Source organism: uncultured Fibrobacter sp., assembly GCF_946062555.1.
Taxonomy (GTDB): Bacteria; Fibrobacterota; Fibrobacteria; order Fibrobacterales; family Fibrobacteraceae; genus Fibrobacter.
The window spans coordinates 1-13,842 of record NZ_CAMGVQ010000034.1 but is presented as its reverse complement, the minus strand read 5'-3'; the positions used below and the strand labels follow the sequence as shown (position 1 = coordinate 13,842).

The following is a 13,842-nucleotide window of genomic DNA, read 5'->3' as shown; positions in this document are numbered from 1 at the left end:
AAACAGGTGAAAGCCCGGCAACGCTCTCATAAACCGGCGTGTCTATAATATACCTAATGAGTTTAGGAAAATCAAGGGGGGGGGAGGCGGATTGTTGTTCTGCAACCTACAGTTGACATTTATTATATTTCGCAAAAATGAATGTTTGGTGGGATTTTACAACTGGAGGTCTTCTGTGAAGATTTTTAACGTTTTGCGCAAGCGCATAACAGCATCAGCTCAGCCATGTCAGTCTGCAAGCAGCCTGCCGCGGCATTCGCTTCGCATGTTATTGGCCCTGTCCATTCTCCTAGCCCTGCTTGCAGCATGTGGCGATGAATCCTCTTCTTCTGTTTCGCCGGAACCGGGCGACGATTCTTCGTCTTCTGTCATCCCCGCCTCGAGCGGGGATCTCCAATCCTCGTCTTCTCAAAAGAGTTCCGGTAAGGATAAGTCTTCTTCCTCGATTGAAGAGAAATCCTCTAGCTCTGTAAGTGGCAAGAATAGCAGTTCGTCGGTGGTCGAGTCGAGTAGTAGCGCGCGGAATTCTAGCAGCAGTTCTGCGATTTTATTTAAACAATGTGAAGAAGGTGAACAAAAAATAGTTGTTTCTGAAATAGACACAGGATTTGTGAGTTGTAAAGATGGCAAGTGGGTTGTTGATTCTATTGTGGATGTAGTAAAACCCAAGGTCTATCCGAATATGGATAGCGTGTTTAATCCGGCTGTGACTTATGGCTCGTTTAGGGATCCTCGCGATGGAAAGGTTTACAAGACCGTTCGATACTATATGAAACTTCAAAGCGGCGAAACGACTTTCATTGATTCTTTTACGGTGATGGCTCAGAATCTAAATTACGCAGATACAACAATTGACAGTACAACGACGGTTTTTGATGATTCGAAGGTTGAAAAACGTTGCTACCAAGATGACCCTTGGTATTGTGACAATTATTTCGGAGCACTTTACACTTGGAGCGAAGCGTTGGGACTTCCCAAAGTGTGTGACAGCGTCGGCGTTACTGATGACTCAAGATGTAACATAAAGCTTGGTTACGATGCCAAGGTGCAGGGAGTGTGTCCGGAAGGTTGGCATGTGATGAACGAAACCGAATGGAAACACTTTGCGTCACCTCGGGGAATAGATGCTAGTTATACTATGTTGTCTCGTGCTGTATGGGAAAACGAAAAAAAGACTAATTCCAGTGGAATGTCATTACTGCCTAATGGGGATGAAAATCCGAGTAATGGTCTTGCTACGTTTTGGTTGCCTGAAGAAAAAGCTGATGATGGCCTAGGCGCCATAATAGTTAACATTTCGTCTTCTCTTATCATTTCGCCGACTTATAAGAAGGGTGCACTTCCGGTTCGCTGCGTAATGGATGACGGCGACACTTTCGTTAAATAAAGTCCTAACAAGAAATCACGTTAGTGATTTCGAATCAGCGTGACAATTATATTGTAAAAAATGCCGTTAGGCATTTCCAATCCGTGTGGCCTTTTTAGCTTGCGTCAAAGGAGGTGCCGGGTCAGTGCCCGGCATGACAGCGGGAGAGGCATGCTTTGAGGAAAGCGACGGCGAATGACTGGCCGCTAAGCGAACATTCGTCGGGCGAAGCCCGAGGCCATGCGAGCGTGCGGAGCAGGCTGAGCCGAAGCGTTGCTTGCTAAGCGTTTTCTCGGATGGAAAGGTGACCCCGGAACAAGTCCGGGGTGACATCCGGGGGTTTTAGGGGGTGGAACCACCTAGGCGAGGGGGTGCTGGAAGACTTGCCTTGGACCCTATCGCTTCGCTCCAGGGTGACAACAAGGCAAGGCTGCAAGCAGGGGGAGGCGTCCCCCTCATTGGTCAAAACAGCATCTTACGAATTTACTACGGTTTACTTACACATAATTTACGGATGAATGCGGCGATTCATGGTCAAGCCGAGAACGACATTCGAGAGAAAATGCTATTTTATACTCCGTAAATTTTGCAAAGTCGCAAGATTTCAGCAATTAACTGTACAACCTAATTAGAGAATTATGAGTCTTAAAATCGTTGTGCTTGCAAAGCAAGTACCTGATACACGAAACGTGGGTCCCGATGCCATGACGGAGCAGGGAACCATCAATCGTGCCGCATTGCCCGCGGTCTTCAACCCCGAAGACCTGAACGCCTTGGAGCAAGCCCTTCGTTTGAAGGACCAGTTCCCGGGTTCCACCATTTCTGTGCTGACGATGGGTCTCCCGAAGTCTGCCGAAGTCGTCCGCGAAGCTTTGTACCGCGGTGCCGACGAAGGTTTCGTGGTGACGGACCGCCCGCTCGGTGGTGCTGATACTCTCGCTACGAGCTACACGCTCGCCCAGGCCGTCAAGAAGATTGGCGACTACGACATCATTCTCGGTGGCCGCCAGGCTATCGACGGCGATACCGCACAGGTCGGTCCGCAGATTGCAGAAAAGCTCGGCCTCACCCAGGTGACTTACGCTGAAGAAATTTTGAGTCTCGACGAAAAGGCCAAGAAGGTCGTGATCCGCCGCCACATCGACGGTGGCGTGGAAACGGTGGAAGCACCGCTCCCGCTGGTCGTGACCGTGAACGGAAGTGCGGCCCCGTGCCGTCCGCGCAACGTAAAGCGCCTCATGAAGTTCAAGAACGCGACGGTGGTTGCCGAACGCAAGCCGGAAGATGCCGAAAAGTACGAAGCCCTCATCGCGAAGAAGCCCTACCTGAACATTCCGCAGTGGGGTGCCGCCGACATCGACGCAGACCCTGCACAGATCGGTAAGGCCGGTTCGCCGACGAACGTGAAGGCCGTCAAGAACATCGTGTTCAAGGCGAAGGAAAGCCGCACGCTCACCGCAAGCGACGCCGACGTCGAAGGACTTATCAAGGAACTTTTAGACGGGAAGATTATTGGCTAGCCTATGAATAACGTATTTGTATATTGCGAAATTGAGGGCACGACCGTTGTCGATGTTTCCCTCGAACTTTTGTCCAAGGGCCGCAAGCTCGCCAACACGCTCGGCGTTCAGCTCGAATGCATCTGCGCAGGCAAGGGCCTCGACGGAATTGAAAAGCAGGTGTTCCCCTACGGTGTGGACAAGGTCCATGTGTTTGATGCCGAAGGGCTCTTCCCCTACACCACCAACCCGCACGCATCGCTCGTGGTGAACCTCTTCAAGGAAGAGCAGCCGCAGATTTGCCTGCTCGGTGCAACGGTGATTGGCCGTGACCTCGGCCCGCGTATTTCCAGCGCCATGCACAGCGGCCTTACCGCCGACTGTACCGAACTCGAAATCGACAGCTTCGAAATGAGCATCGGCGGCGTGAAGAAGTTCTACGAAAACCAGCTCTGCCAGATTCGCCCGGCGTTCGGCGGCAACATCGTTGCCACCATCGTGAACCCGGAACACCGCCCGCAGATGGCGACGGTGCGCGAAGGCGTGATGAAGAAGGAAATCGTGGACCCGAACTACAAGGGCGAAGTCATCAAGCACGACGTGGCCAAGTACGTGCCGGAAACGGAATACGTGGTCAAGGTGCTCGAACGCCATGTGGAAAAGGCCAAGCACAACCTCAAGGGCGCACCCATCGTGGTCGCCGGTGGTTACGGCATGGGCTCCAAGGAAAACTTCGACATGCTGTTCGAACTGGCGAAGGAACTCCACGCCGAAGTGGGCGCAAGCCGTGCCGCTATCGACGCGGGCTTTGCCGATCATGACCGCCAGATTGGCCAGACCGGCGTGACCGTACGCCCGAAGGTCTATATCGCCTGCGGTATTTCCGGCCAGATTCAGCACCTCGCCGGCATGCAGGATTCAGGAATCATCATCTCCGTGAACTCCGACCCCGACGCCCCGATCAACGCTATCGCTGACTACGTGGTGGGCGGCACCGTCGAAGAGGTCATCCCGAAGATGATCAAGTATTACAAGGCAAACAACAAGTAGGCGTTATGGCGAATTTTTACACAGACCATCCAGAGATTAAGTTCAACCTTGAAAGTTCTCCCCTGATGCAGCGCATCGTGGAGCTCAAGGAAAACGGCTACGCCGACAAGGACAGCTTTGACTACGCGCCGGAAGACTACGCCGACGCGATAGACAGCTACAACCGCGTGCTCGAAGTCGCAGGCGACATCACCGCGAACACCATCTTCCCGAACTCGGAAGACGTGGACGCCGAAGGCCCCCACTGCGAAGACGGCCGTGTGCGCTACGCAAGCAAGACCTACGAGAACCTGGAAGCCACCCGCAAGGCTGGTCTCAATGGCGTGACCATGCCGCGCCGTTTCGGCGGACTCAACTTCCCGATTACCGCCTACACGGTCATCAACGAAATGATCGCCTCCGCGGACGCCGGTTTCGAGAACATCTGGTCCCTGCAGGACTGCATCGAGACCTTGTATGAATTCGGCGACGAGGACCAGCGTTCCCGCTTTATCCCGCGCGTGTGCGCCGGCGAGACGATGTCCATGGACTTGACCGAACCCGATGCAGGTTCTGACTTGCAGCGCGTGATGCTCAAGGCCACCTACAGCGAGGCCGACAAGTGCTGGTACCTGAACGGCGTGAAACGCTTCATCACCAACGGCGACAGCGACATTCACCTGGTGCTCGCCCGCTCCGAGGAAGGCACCCACGACGGCCGCGGCCTTTCGATGTTCATCTACGACAAGCGCGACGGTGGCGTGAACGTGCGCCGCATCGAGAACAAGCTCGGCATCCACGGAAGCCCGACCTGCGAACTTGTCTACAAGAACGCGAAGGCTGAACTCTGTGGCCGCCGCAAGTTCGGCCTCATCAAGTACGTGATGGCACTCATGAACGGCGCCCGCCTCGGCATTGCCGCACAGTCCGTGGGCATCAGCCAGATGGCATACAACGAAGCTCTCGCCTATGCCAAGGACCGCAAGCAGTTCGGCCAGGCCATCGTGAACTTCCCGGCCGTCTACGAGATGATTTCGAACATCAAGGCACGCCTCGACGCTGGCCGCGCACTCCTGTACCAGACAGCCCGCTACGTGGACATCTACAAGGGCCTCGAGGACATCGAGCGCACCCGCAAGCTCACCGACGAGGAGAAGGCTGAACTCAAGCGTTACCAGAAGCTTGCCTCCGCTTGCACGCCGCTTGCGAAGGGCATGAACTCCGAATACGCCAACCTGAACGCCTACGACAGCATCCAGGTGCACGGCGGTTCCGGCTACATGCTCGAATACGCCTGCCAGCGCCTCTACCGCGACGCCCGTATCACTTCGATTTACGAAGGCACGACGCAGTTGCAGACGGTTGCCGCCCTCCCGCACATCACCACCGGCACCTACAGCCAGATGCTCGAGGAACTGGAAGCGGGCGAAGTGGCCACCGAATACGAGAGCCTCAAGGCCCGCGCTAAGGCCATGGACGCGAAGTTCTACGAAGCCGTGGAATATGTGAAGGCGGCTAACAACAACGAGTTCACCGACCTCTGCAGCCGCCACCTCTACGAACTCGCCGCCAACTGCGTGATGACCCAGCTCATGCTCCGCGACGCCACCAAGGCACCCGAACTGTTCGAAAAGAGCATGAAGGTGTACCTGAACCTTGCAGAAGCAGAAGTGATGAAGCACTCCAACTTCATCATGGGCATGACTGCAGATCAGATCGCTGATTACAAGGCATGGTAGACAGTAGGAAGTAGACAGTAGACTGTGATTCGTGAATAATCGCGGCTACGCCGCCTACTGAAACACGAAATTGAAAACCCCGGCTCAACTGAGTCGGGGTTTTCTTGTCAAACCTTATTTTATTGGTAAATCAACACCGTAATAAGGGATATTTTCGTGTAATTCTAAAATCTGTTGTAAATCTCCATCTGAGGTTTTGCAAATGCGATTATGATAGTCCATTCGAATTGCAATATTTTCTATTTCCTGACGACGTTTCTTAGACAGTTTTAGAAATTCTAAATCTTGGTCAATTCCAAGATAGCGGCGATTTAACAAATTTGCAGCAATCCCTGTTGTAGAGCTTCCACAAAAAGGATCAAGAATCCATGCATTTTCTTTTGTAGAAGCTTGAATAATTCTAGCAAGAAGCGGAAGAGGTTTCTGCGTTGGATGTTTACCACATGTTTTTTCCCAACGGCCAATAGCAGGCATCTGCCAGACATCCCGCATTTGAGTTCCGCCATTAATTCGTTTCATCAATTCATAATTGTAATAATGAGGAACTTTTTTATTTTTTCGAGCCCATAGAATAAATTCTGTAGAATGCGTGAAAAATTTACAGCTTAGATTTGGCGGAGGGTTTGTCTTAGCCCAAGTGATGCAATTAAGAATCCTAAAGTTCAATTCATTCAGCATTTGAGCAACGGAAAAAATATTATGATATGTTCCAGAAATCCAAATAGTCCCGTTATCTTTTAATTTTTCTCGGCATACCGAAAGCCATCTGCGGTTAAAATCATTATCTTTTTCAAAACCCTGAGACCTGTCCCAATCACCTTTATTTACAGAAACTTGTTTTCCACTTTGAACAGAGAATCCTCCATTAGAAAGAAAATAGGGAGGATCTGCAAAAATCATATCAAATTGAAAATCCAACACTGAAAGAATTTCAATACAATCGCCCTTGACTAAATTAAAATCATGATATTTTGATTTAAAAAACGCACTTAACATTGTTAACGACTCAAAGGCATAGAAGCTTTTATCACGTTCATGTAATCAGCATTTCCATCAATATAGTCTTTCAGCAGATGCAAAATATCTCTAAACATATAAGCGTTTTCATTCTGTTTTTCACATAAAGAAAACAGCTCTATTACCAAAGCTATATAATCCATAGGCAAAGTGCGAAAAACATTTAGATTGCCATAGGTATTCATAATATGCAACGGAGTTCGGGGGATATAGGAGTCTCTTTCTTGAACAGTTGCAAATGGGGAACAATTATCATAAAACCTAATATAATAGTCGAGAATAGCTTTTACTTCTTGAGGATAATGATGCGATTTAATCATTAAATCGACAACCCAATAGGTATGAATTGGAGGCTCAGGCCTTTCATTTTTTCCTTTCCTTAAAATTTTAACAACAAAATCTAAATCAGGATGAGAGCCTCGATTTCCTTGAAACATTCCAACAACTATGCCATTTGAAAGCACAAATGTTTTAAAAGCTTTCTTAGCAGGCTTTAATTGATATAAAGAGTCGTCATGAAAATATTTTTCGTTATATACTTCGTCTAAATTATCACTCATAACAAATCCCATTATAAAAACTATTTAAATTTACAAACTTTATAAAATAATTCGCTAGCAATATCAGCTGTTCGCGAATCAATATCTTCATCCATCCAATCAAACTTATTTTGGGCTTCTTTGCAAAATTCTTTAACAGTTATAAAATTTGATTTTGCATAAGCCTTTATTTTTACTGGCAACGGTTTATTACCTATATCAGAATTTAATTGAACATCTAAAGGCAGTAAATTTCCCAACCATCCTTCTTTTTCACACGGAGAGCTTTGTGAATGAATATGTTCAAGAGATGATATAAGAATATCAAGTTCCTTTGTTTTTATTTTAAAACGTTCTAACTTTGCAAAGATATATTGGATTAAAGGCTTATCTTTCGTTTCGTCATCCGTAAACCTTAATTTGCAAATATTATCTCTAAAAGTCTCATATGGAGGAATTTTTTCTTTCATCTCTTTAATGAAATTCTTTAGAATACGAGGGATATCGTTTTTTGTCGCACCTTGTAATTGCAACGAATATTTCGAATATTTAATTTCCAATCCAGACGGTCTAGAAGAGCAAATTGCAGAAAAGACAAAATGGAAATTCTCCAGGAAAAGAAGCGTATCCGTAAGAGTTTTTATGGTTATCATCTTTTTCTGATAAAGACCTATGAGCGAAAGTATTAAAGTTCTTACCTGCGTTACATGGAATATAGCAAAAGCAGAAAGAGCATAATAAATCGGCACAGTTTCAGCTCTTTTCCAATCTTCTAATTTAGGCGTAATTATTTTTTTATATATATCAGACGCTTTAACCAAATTATCTAAAAATTGATTGTAATCTTGCTCTGCAATTCTTTCTATAAAGTCTTGGTACAATTTTTTCTTATTTGTAAAATGATAATTTGCCAACCAGAAATGACGATAAAAAGTTTCTACATCTTCATCTGTTCCAACATTCTCCTTAATTTTTTTCCATTTCTCCGAAGCTTTATCTATAGGAGCATCTTCTGTCAACTCTTTAAAAAGAATATTCTTTATTAATTCAACAGCGTTTAACGGCTGTCCCTTTGCATTTAAAACTTCAAATATCATATAAGCATCGTTTATAGATTTCACAGCAACATAAACAACAACGCAACTTAACAACTGATCTCGAACCGCTTTAAGAGCATCTAGATAATCAAATTTTTGTTCAAATTTGTCCTTAAATTCTTTTAAGAGTACTTTCTGAGACAAATTCTGAAAAAAATAATCATAAGCACCAAGCAATCTTTTCTCTTCCGTTGATTTGGGTGTATATGAAGTATTTTTTTCTTGACTTTGAATTCTCATTTGGAAAAAGGGCTTCGGGCTTTCAGTTCGTAAAAGCGTTATTTTTTTCCCATCATCATCACTGGTAACAATATACTCATAGATTTTATTCGCAAGTCCTTCTTCTTTTGCATTTTTGAAGGTGTCATATAAAGCAGACAACAAGATAGTTATTGCGGTTAACCGCTGTTGTCCATCAACAACATATCTTTCTTTTTCTGATTGATTCTGAACATCGTCAATTAAAACTACATTTCCCAAAAAATATTCAGACGGACTTAACTTTCCGTCTTTCACTTCTATGTATGAAATAATATCTTCCCAAAAAGTAGAAAGCGCATCATCTTTTTCCCAAACAAATTCTCTCTGAAACCTAGGAACAACTATTTCTTTTTTTGTAGAGAAAATTTCTCTTATCGTCTGACTTCTCGCTGTAAATTCCATACCATCCTACCTAAAAATTTCCTTCATAATTTCATTTTCCATGTCACTAATACAGTAAACGTGCTCTAACACATCAAACGTTTCTTCCAAATTATTCCTAGCAGAAGCCCAACCGAAGCCATCCGTAAACCACACGAATTCAAAATCAGGAATAGTTTTGGCTTCATTTGCTATGGTTTTGTAGCTTCTTGCAGTTTCATTCAGTTTTGACCCACCACTGCCATAGAAATTTGTTTCAATGGCATAAATTTTCTTTTCCGTTTTGACCACATAATCAAAGCGTTTTTCCATTTTCCCTTGGTTGGAAATTGCAGAAAGATCGACATTCCACTTTTTTGCAATATCCGAAATATACATTTCCTTGAAATAGTTTTTGTCTTTTACAAAGCCCGCTTTTTTAATATACAATTCAACCAAGTCTTCCATCAAATGTCCACCACGATTTTTACGTCCATTTGAATCAAGCCCAGTTTCTACACCAGTCACATAATCAACAAGATTGCTTATTAGATGATTCTGCATAAGGTCAAACAATCCTGACTTATCCATAAACCTCGAATAAACAGGAATATCATGCATCATCCCATTAAAAGCATATACGAACATTCCGTTCTCATCGCTTATTGATATTTCAGTACTTCTAACAGCCAATAGAACGGGAATACACTTTACAACACTTGGATACTTCGCAAGAATAGACTCAAATTCTTGTTTGATGTTCTTAGAACCTATAAGCGAATTCAAAATATTCAACTCTATTTTTATAGCATCAACATTGCTGAATATTTTAGGAAAATCGGCATAATAAGAGAATGTCGCTATACTGGGCCTAAAGGTTCTAAACCAATCAATAAAATTTCTTTTAGCCATAGAAACACCTAAAATACTGCGGCAACGTTGCTTATTAAAAGTTCATTTATTGCACCGCGTTTTTTTGCATTTGAATTAATCATTCTTGATGCAGAAACACGTTTAATTGAGAACTTTTTATACAATTTATCAAAGAAATTGTCTTCTTCACAAACGTTTTTGGGATCAGAATTACTGGTGACAACAACAGCCTTTCTATCAGAAATTTCTTCAATAAATTTGGCTAATTCGACTTGTTCTTTATCCCCAAAGCCATTTTCATTGTATGAAGTGAAAGCTGCCGTTTCAGTAAGTGGACGATATGGCGGGTCTATATAAACAAACGTTTTTGAATCAATGAAATCCTTGCATTGGGCATAGTTGCCAACAGTCATTTTTACATTTTGTAACAATTCTGAGCAGGCTTCCAAATTCTCAATATCACAAAGAAGAGGTTTCTTTGCATTGTTGAAAGGCACATTAAACAGGCCTTTTGAGTTTACGCGAAAAAGTCCATTGAAACAGGTTTTATTCAAGAAAATGAAAAGGGCGGCTTTCTCCAGATTTTCTTTCTTATTTCCATTCACCTTTAACGAATTGAATCGTTCTCTTTTTTCCAAATAAAGGCTTTTATTTTCTTCAAGAGAAGACTTCCAATACCTTTCTTGCAAGTCTGCAAGAATATCCGTCAAATTACCACAATTCGTCTTTATCTGAAAGTATGTGTTTATAAGTTCGCCATTGATGTCATTGATGAGAACCTCTTTCGGATTCAGACGAGATAGGACATCAAAAAGAACTGCACCACCACCTACAAAAGGCTCGCAATACTTTTCAATTTGAGCAGGATAATACCTGCGAATTTCGTCCAAGAGTTGCGTTTTGCCGCCAACCCACTTGATGAAAGGTTTTGCAGTAATCATAATCTAAAAATACATAAATAAAATGGCACAAAATGACAAAATGGGAAAAACCTTCAAAAAAACATTAGGGCGGGTGGGCGGGGCAAGCCCGGGCGTTGCGGGTGCGGCGACTGAGCACCCGCTAGAGAGGGTGGAGAGCAACGGAGTGCGAACCAGGGGGAGACTTCCCCCTCCTATAAATAAAGCAGTTCGCCCGAAGGTGTATATCGCCTGCGGTATCTCCGGCCAGATTCAGCACCTCGCCGGCATGCAGGATTCAGGAATCATCATCTCCGTGAACTCCGACCCCGACGCCCCGATCAACGCTATCGCTGACTACGTGGTGGGCGGCACCGTCGAAGAGGTCATCCCGAAGATGATCAAGTATTACAAGGCAAACAACAAGTAGGCGTTATGGCGAATTTTTACACAGACCATCCAGAGATTAAGTTCAACCTTGAAAGTTCTCCCCTGATGCAGCGCATCGTGGAGCTCAAGGAAAACGGCTACGCCGACAAGGACAGCTTTGACTACGCGCCGGAAGACTACGCCGACGCGATAGACAGCTACAACCGCGTGCTCGAAGTCGCGGGCGACATCACCGCGAACACCATCTTCCCGAACTCGGACTGTGAGCCAAAAGCGACTCGTCTTAACGAGTCGTGTTGGCGAGAGTGAGGCGATATCGTACGTTCTTTTATGCGTAAGAGCCGAACGGTCGTGTGAGATGGACGCCGAAGGCCCCCACTGCGAAAACGGCCGCGTGCGTTACGCAAGCAAGACCTACGAGAACCTGGAAGCCACCCGCAAGGCTGGCCTCAATGGCGTGACCATGCCGCGCCGCTTCGGCGGCCTGAACTTCCCGATTACCGCCTACACGGCCATCAACGAAATGATCGCCTCCGCGGACGCCGGTTTCGAGAACATCTGGTCCCTGCAGGACTGCATCGAGACCTTGTATGAATTCGGCGACGAGGACCAGCGTTCCCGTTTCATTCCGCGCGTGTGCGCCGGCGAGACGATGTCGATGGACTTGACCGAACCCGATGCCGGTTCCGACCTGCAGCGCGTGATGCTCAAGGCCACCTACAGCGAAGCCGACAAGTGCTGGTACCTGAACGGCGTGAAGCGCTTCATCACGAACGGCGACAGCGACATCCACCTGGTGCTCGCCCGCTCCGAAGAAGGCACCCACGACGGCCGCGGCCTTTCCATGTTCATCTACGACAACCGTGAGCACAAAGCGACTCGTATTAACGAGTCGTGTGAGCGAGAGCGAGGCGAAACCATCGGTTCTTCTAGCGATGGAGCCGAGCGGTCGCAAAAAGACGGAGGCGTGAACGTGCGCCGCATCGAGAACAAGCTCGGCATCCACGGAAGCCCGACCTGCGAACTTGTCTACAAGAACGCGAAGGCTGAACTCTGTGGCCGCCGCAAGTTCGGCCTCATCAAGTACGTGATGGCACTCATGAACGGCGCCCGCCTCGGCATTGCCGCACAGTCCGTGGGCATCAGCCAGATGGCATACAACGAAGCTCTCGCCTACGCTGTGAGCCAAAAGCGACTCGTATAAACGAGTCGTGTTGGCGAGAGTGAAGCGATAGCGGAACGGTATCATAATACCGCAAGCAGTTCGGCCAGGCAATCGTGAACTTCCCCGCCGTCTATGAAATGATTTCCAACATCAAGGCACGCCTCGACGCAGGCCGCGCACTCCTGTACCAGACAGCCCGCTATGTAGATATCTACAAGGGCCTCGAGGACATCGAGCGCACCCGCAAGCTCACCGACGAGGAGAAGGCAGAACTCAAGCTCTACCAGAAGCTCGCCAGCGCATGCACGCCGCTTGCCTGTGAGCCTCAAAGCCCTATGCGTTAAGCTGGGGCGGAGGCGAGAGTGAGGCGTAAGCCGAACGATCGTGTGACTGCATGAACTCCGAATACGCCAACCTGAACGCCTACGATAGCATCCAGGTTCACGGCGGTTCCGGCTATATGCTCGAATACGCCTGCCAGCGCCTCTACCGCGACGCACGCATCACCTCCATTTACGAAGGCACGACGCAGTTGCAGACGGTTGCCGCCCTCCCGCACATCAACACCGGAACCTACAGCCAGATGCTCGAGGAACTGGAAGCGGGCGAAGTGGCCGCCGAATACGAGAGCCTCAAGGCCCGCACAAAGGCCATGGACGCGAAGTTCAACGAAGCCATCGAAGTCGTGAAGGCCGCGAACAACAACGAGTTCACCGACCTCTGCAGCCGTCACTTGTACGCCGTGAGCCGAAAGCGACTCGTATTAACGAGTCGTGTCGGCGAGAGTGAGACGCAAGCCGAACGGTCTTATAAGGCCGCCAACTGCGTGATGAGCCAGCTCATGCTCCGCGACGCCACCAAGGCACCCGAACTGTTCGAAAAGAGCATGAAGGTGTACTTGAACCTCGCCGAAGCTGAAGTCGCCAAGCACTACAACTTCGTGAAGAGCGTGGATGTGGAAGCGATGGAAAATTACAAGAAGGCTTAAGCTGCTTCTTCGTCATTGCGAGGGGCGAGAAGCCCCGAAGCAATCCATAAAAACTTAAAGACCTCGGATGTTGAATCCGGGGTCTTTTTTATGGGCGATCCCCCTACGGGGTCGGGTTATACTCGCTTCGATATCGGCAAACCACTTTTTTTACGCGCCATTTTCCGGACGCAAGATGGAAATTTACATTTATCTTACAAAACTTTATATATATTTCTAAATAAAATGGAACCATATCATGATATTTAACAGATTAAACAGCATTGTCTTTGGTCTTCTTTTGGTGAATATTGCGTTTGCAACCAATCCTTCTGTTAGACTTTTAAGCGAACGCCATCGCACTGAATGGAACTGGGTGGAATACCGCCTTGCGTTAAAGAACCTGTCTAACACGTCTCTCACAAATCCGACAATTCGTTATTTCGCCGAGAATCCTAGAATTCAGTACTGCAAAGCGCATCCAACCGATGCCAGTTGCGTAGGCATGCAATTCAACAGTTTTGAAGTTGATTCCACTCTCAGAACTATCGTTGACGATTTCACTATAGTTGATTCCGTCAGGCCACAGTTTTATTACAACTCCAAATATACAGTCATTTCACTTAAGTTCTTTGGCAACA

10 protein-coding genes and 2 pseudogenes are annotated in these 13,842 nt (G+C 46.9%); 7 read left to right on the top strand and 5 right to left on the bottom strand.

All coding sequences use genetic code 11. From position 1 onward, the window contains the following. Positions 1–265: 265 nt before the first annotated feature. The 4 genes from Q0P86_RS10595 to Q0P86_RS10580 all read left to right on the top strand — a co-directional run bounded on the left by Q0P86_RS10595 (position 266) and on the right by Q0P86_RS10580 (position 5,633). Complete coding sequence (locus Q0P86_RS10595; RefSeq protein WP_295039327.1) at positions 266–1,387, top strand: FISUMP domain-containing protein; 1,122 nt, start codon at positions 266–268, stop codon at positions 1,385–1,387. 617 nt (positions 1,388–2,004) lie between these two features. Continuing rightward, entirely contained in the window at positions 2,005–2,886 is an 882-nt protein-coding gene (locus Q0P86_RS10590; RefSeq protein ID WP_295039325.1) for an electron transfer flavoprotein subunit beta/FixA family protein, read from the top strand. A 3-nt stretch (positions 2,887–2,889) separates the two neighbouring features. Beyond that, positions 2,890–3,915, top strand: coding sequence for an electron transfer flavoprotein subunit alpha/FixB family protein (locus Q0P86_RS10585; RefSeq protein WP_295039323.1), 1,026 nt, complete (start codon positions 2,890–2,892; stop codon positions 3,913–3,915). 5 nt (positions 3,916–3,920) lie between these two features. Next, a complete protein-coding gene (locus Q0P86_RS10580) occupies positions 3,921–5,633 on the top strand; it encodes an acyl-CoA dehydrogenase family protein (RefSeq protein ID WP_295039321.1) in 1,713 nt (570 codons plus the stop codon). A gap of 114 nt (positions 5,634–5,747) precedes the next feature. Here the strand turns inward: Q0P86_RS10580 and Q0P86_RS10575 are convergent, their stop codons facing one another. Genes Q0P86_RS10575 through Q0P86_RS10555 form a run of 5 tightly spaced genes read right to left on the bottom strand, consistent with a single transcriptional unit; the run spans position 5,748 to position 10,721 of the window. Continuing rightward, positions 5,748–6,629 carry a DNA methyltransferase gene (locus tag Q0P86_RS10575; RefSeq protein WP_290737370.1) on the bottom strand — a complete coding sequence of 294 codons (882 nt, stop codon included), beginning with the start codon at positions 6,627–6,629 and terminating at the stop codon, positions 5,748–5,750. A gap of 2 nt (positions 6,630–6,631) precedes the next feature. Beyond that, positions 6,632–7,222 carry a hypothetical protein gene (locus tag Q0P86_RS10570; protein ID WP_295039319.1) on the bottom strand — a complete coding sequence of 197 codons (591 nt, stop codon included), beginning with the start codon at positions 7,220–7,222 and terminating at the stop codon, positions 6,632–6,634. 8 nt (positions 7,223–7,230) lie between these two features. Next, the gene (locus Q0P86_RS10565; RefSeq protein ID WP_295039317.1) at positions 7,231–8,949 is read right to left on the bottom strand and encodes a DUF262 domain-containing HNH endonuclease family protein; all 1,719 of its coding nucleotides are present in this window, start codon (positions 8,947–8,949) and stop codon (positions 7,231–7,233) included. Between the two features lie 6 nt (positions 8,950–8,955). Beyond that, a complete protein-coding gene (locus tag Q0P86_RS10560) occupies positions 8,956–9,819 on the bottom strand; it encodes a type II restriction endonuclease (RefSeq protein ID WP_106198510.1) in 864 nt (287 codons plus the stop codon). Between the two features lie 8 nt (positions 9,820–9,827). After that, positions 9,828–10,721: a DNA adenine methylase gene (locus Q0P86_RS10555; RefSeq protein ID WP_290737376.1), complete on the bottom strand. Its 894-nt coding sequence runs from the start codon at positions 10,719–10,721 to the stop codon at positions 9,828–9,830. Between the two features lie 187 nt (positions 10,722–10,908). Between Q0P86_RS10555 and Q0P86_RS16905 the strand changes: the two are divergent. The 3 genes and pseudogenes from Q0P86_RS16905 to Q0P86_RS10525 form a co-directional block, all read left to right on the top strand. Continuing rightward, positions 10,909–11,109, top strand: a pseudogene (locus Q0P86_RS16905) (FAD-binding protein); the annotation flags it as partial. Positions 11,110–11,114: 5 nt separating this feature from the next. Further along, positions 11,115–13,222 (top strand): annotated as a pseudogene (locus Q0P86_RS16900) (Acyl-CoA dehydrogenase C-terminal domain-containing protein). Positions 13,223–13,460: 238 nt separating this feature from the next. Beyond that, positions 13,461–13,842, top strand: a 382-nt coding sequence (locus Q0P86_RS10525) for a hypothetical protein (RefSeq protein ID WP_295039309.1), incomplete at its 3' end; no start/stop codon positions are given.

What these genes read in the sequence shown, in the direction of transcription:
- Q0P86_RS10595 (WP_295039327.1), top strand. Translation starts at nt 266, where the DNA reads ATGTTATTGGCCCTGTCCATTCTCCTAGCCCTGCTTGCAGCATGTGGC.
- Q0P86_RS10590 (WP_295039325.1), top strand. Translation starts at nt 2,005, where the DNA reads ATGAGTCTTAAAATCGTTGTGCTTGCAAAGCAAGTACCTGATACACGA.
- Q0P86_RS10585 (WP_295039323.1), top strand. Translation starts at nt 2,890, where the DNA reads ATGAATAACGTATTTGTATATTGCGAAATTGAGGGCACGACCGTTGTC.
- Q0P86_RS10580 (WP_295039321.1), top strand. Translation starts at nt 3,921, where the DNA reads ATGGCGAATTTTTACACAGACCATCCAGAGATTAAGTTCAACCTTGAA.
- Q0P86_RS10575 (WP_290737370.1), bottom strand. Translation starts at nt 6,629, where the DNA reads ATGTTAAGTGCGTTTTTTAAATCAAAATATCATGATTTTAATTTAGTC.
- Q0P86_RS10570 (WP_295039319.1), bottom strand. Translation starts at nt 7,222, where the DNA reads ATGGGATTTGTTATGAGTGATAATTTAGACGAAGTATATAACGAAAAA.
- Q0P86_RS10565 (WP_295039317.1), bottom strand. Translation starts at nt 8,949, where the DNA reads ATGGAATTTACAGCGAGAAGTCAGACGATAAGAGAAATTTTCTCTACA.
- Q0P86_RS10560 (WP_106198510.1), bottom strand. Translation starts at nt 9,819, where the DNA reads ATGGCTAAAAGAAATTTTATTGATTGGTTTAGAACCTTTAGGCCCAGT.
- Q0P86_RS10555 (WP_290737376.1), bottom strand. Translation starts at nt 10,721, where the DNA reads ATGATTACTGCAAAACCTTTCATCAAGTGGGTTGGCGGCAAAACGCAA.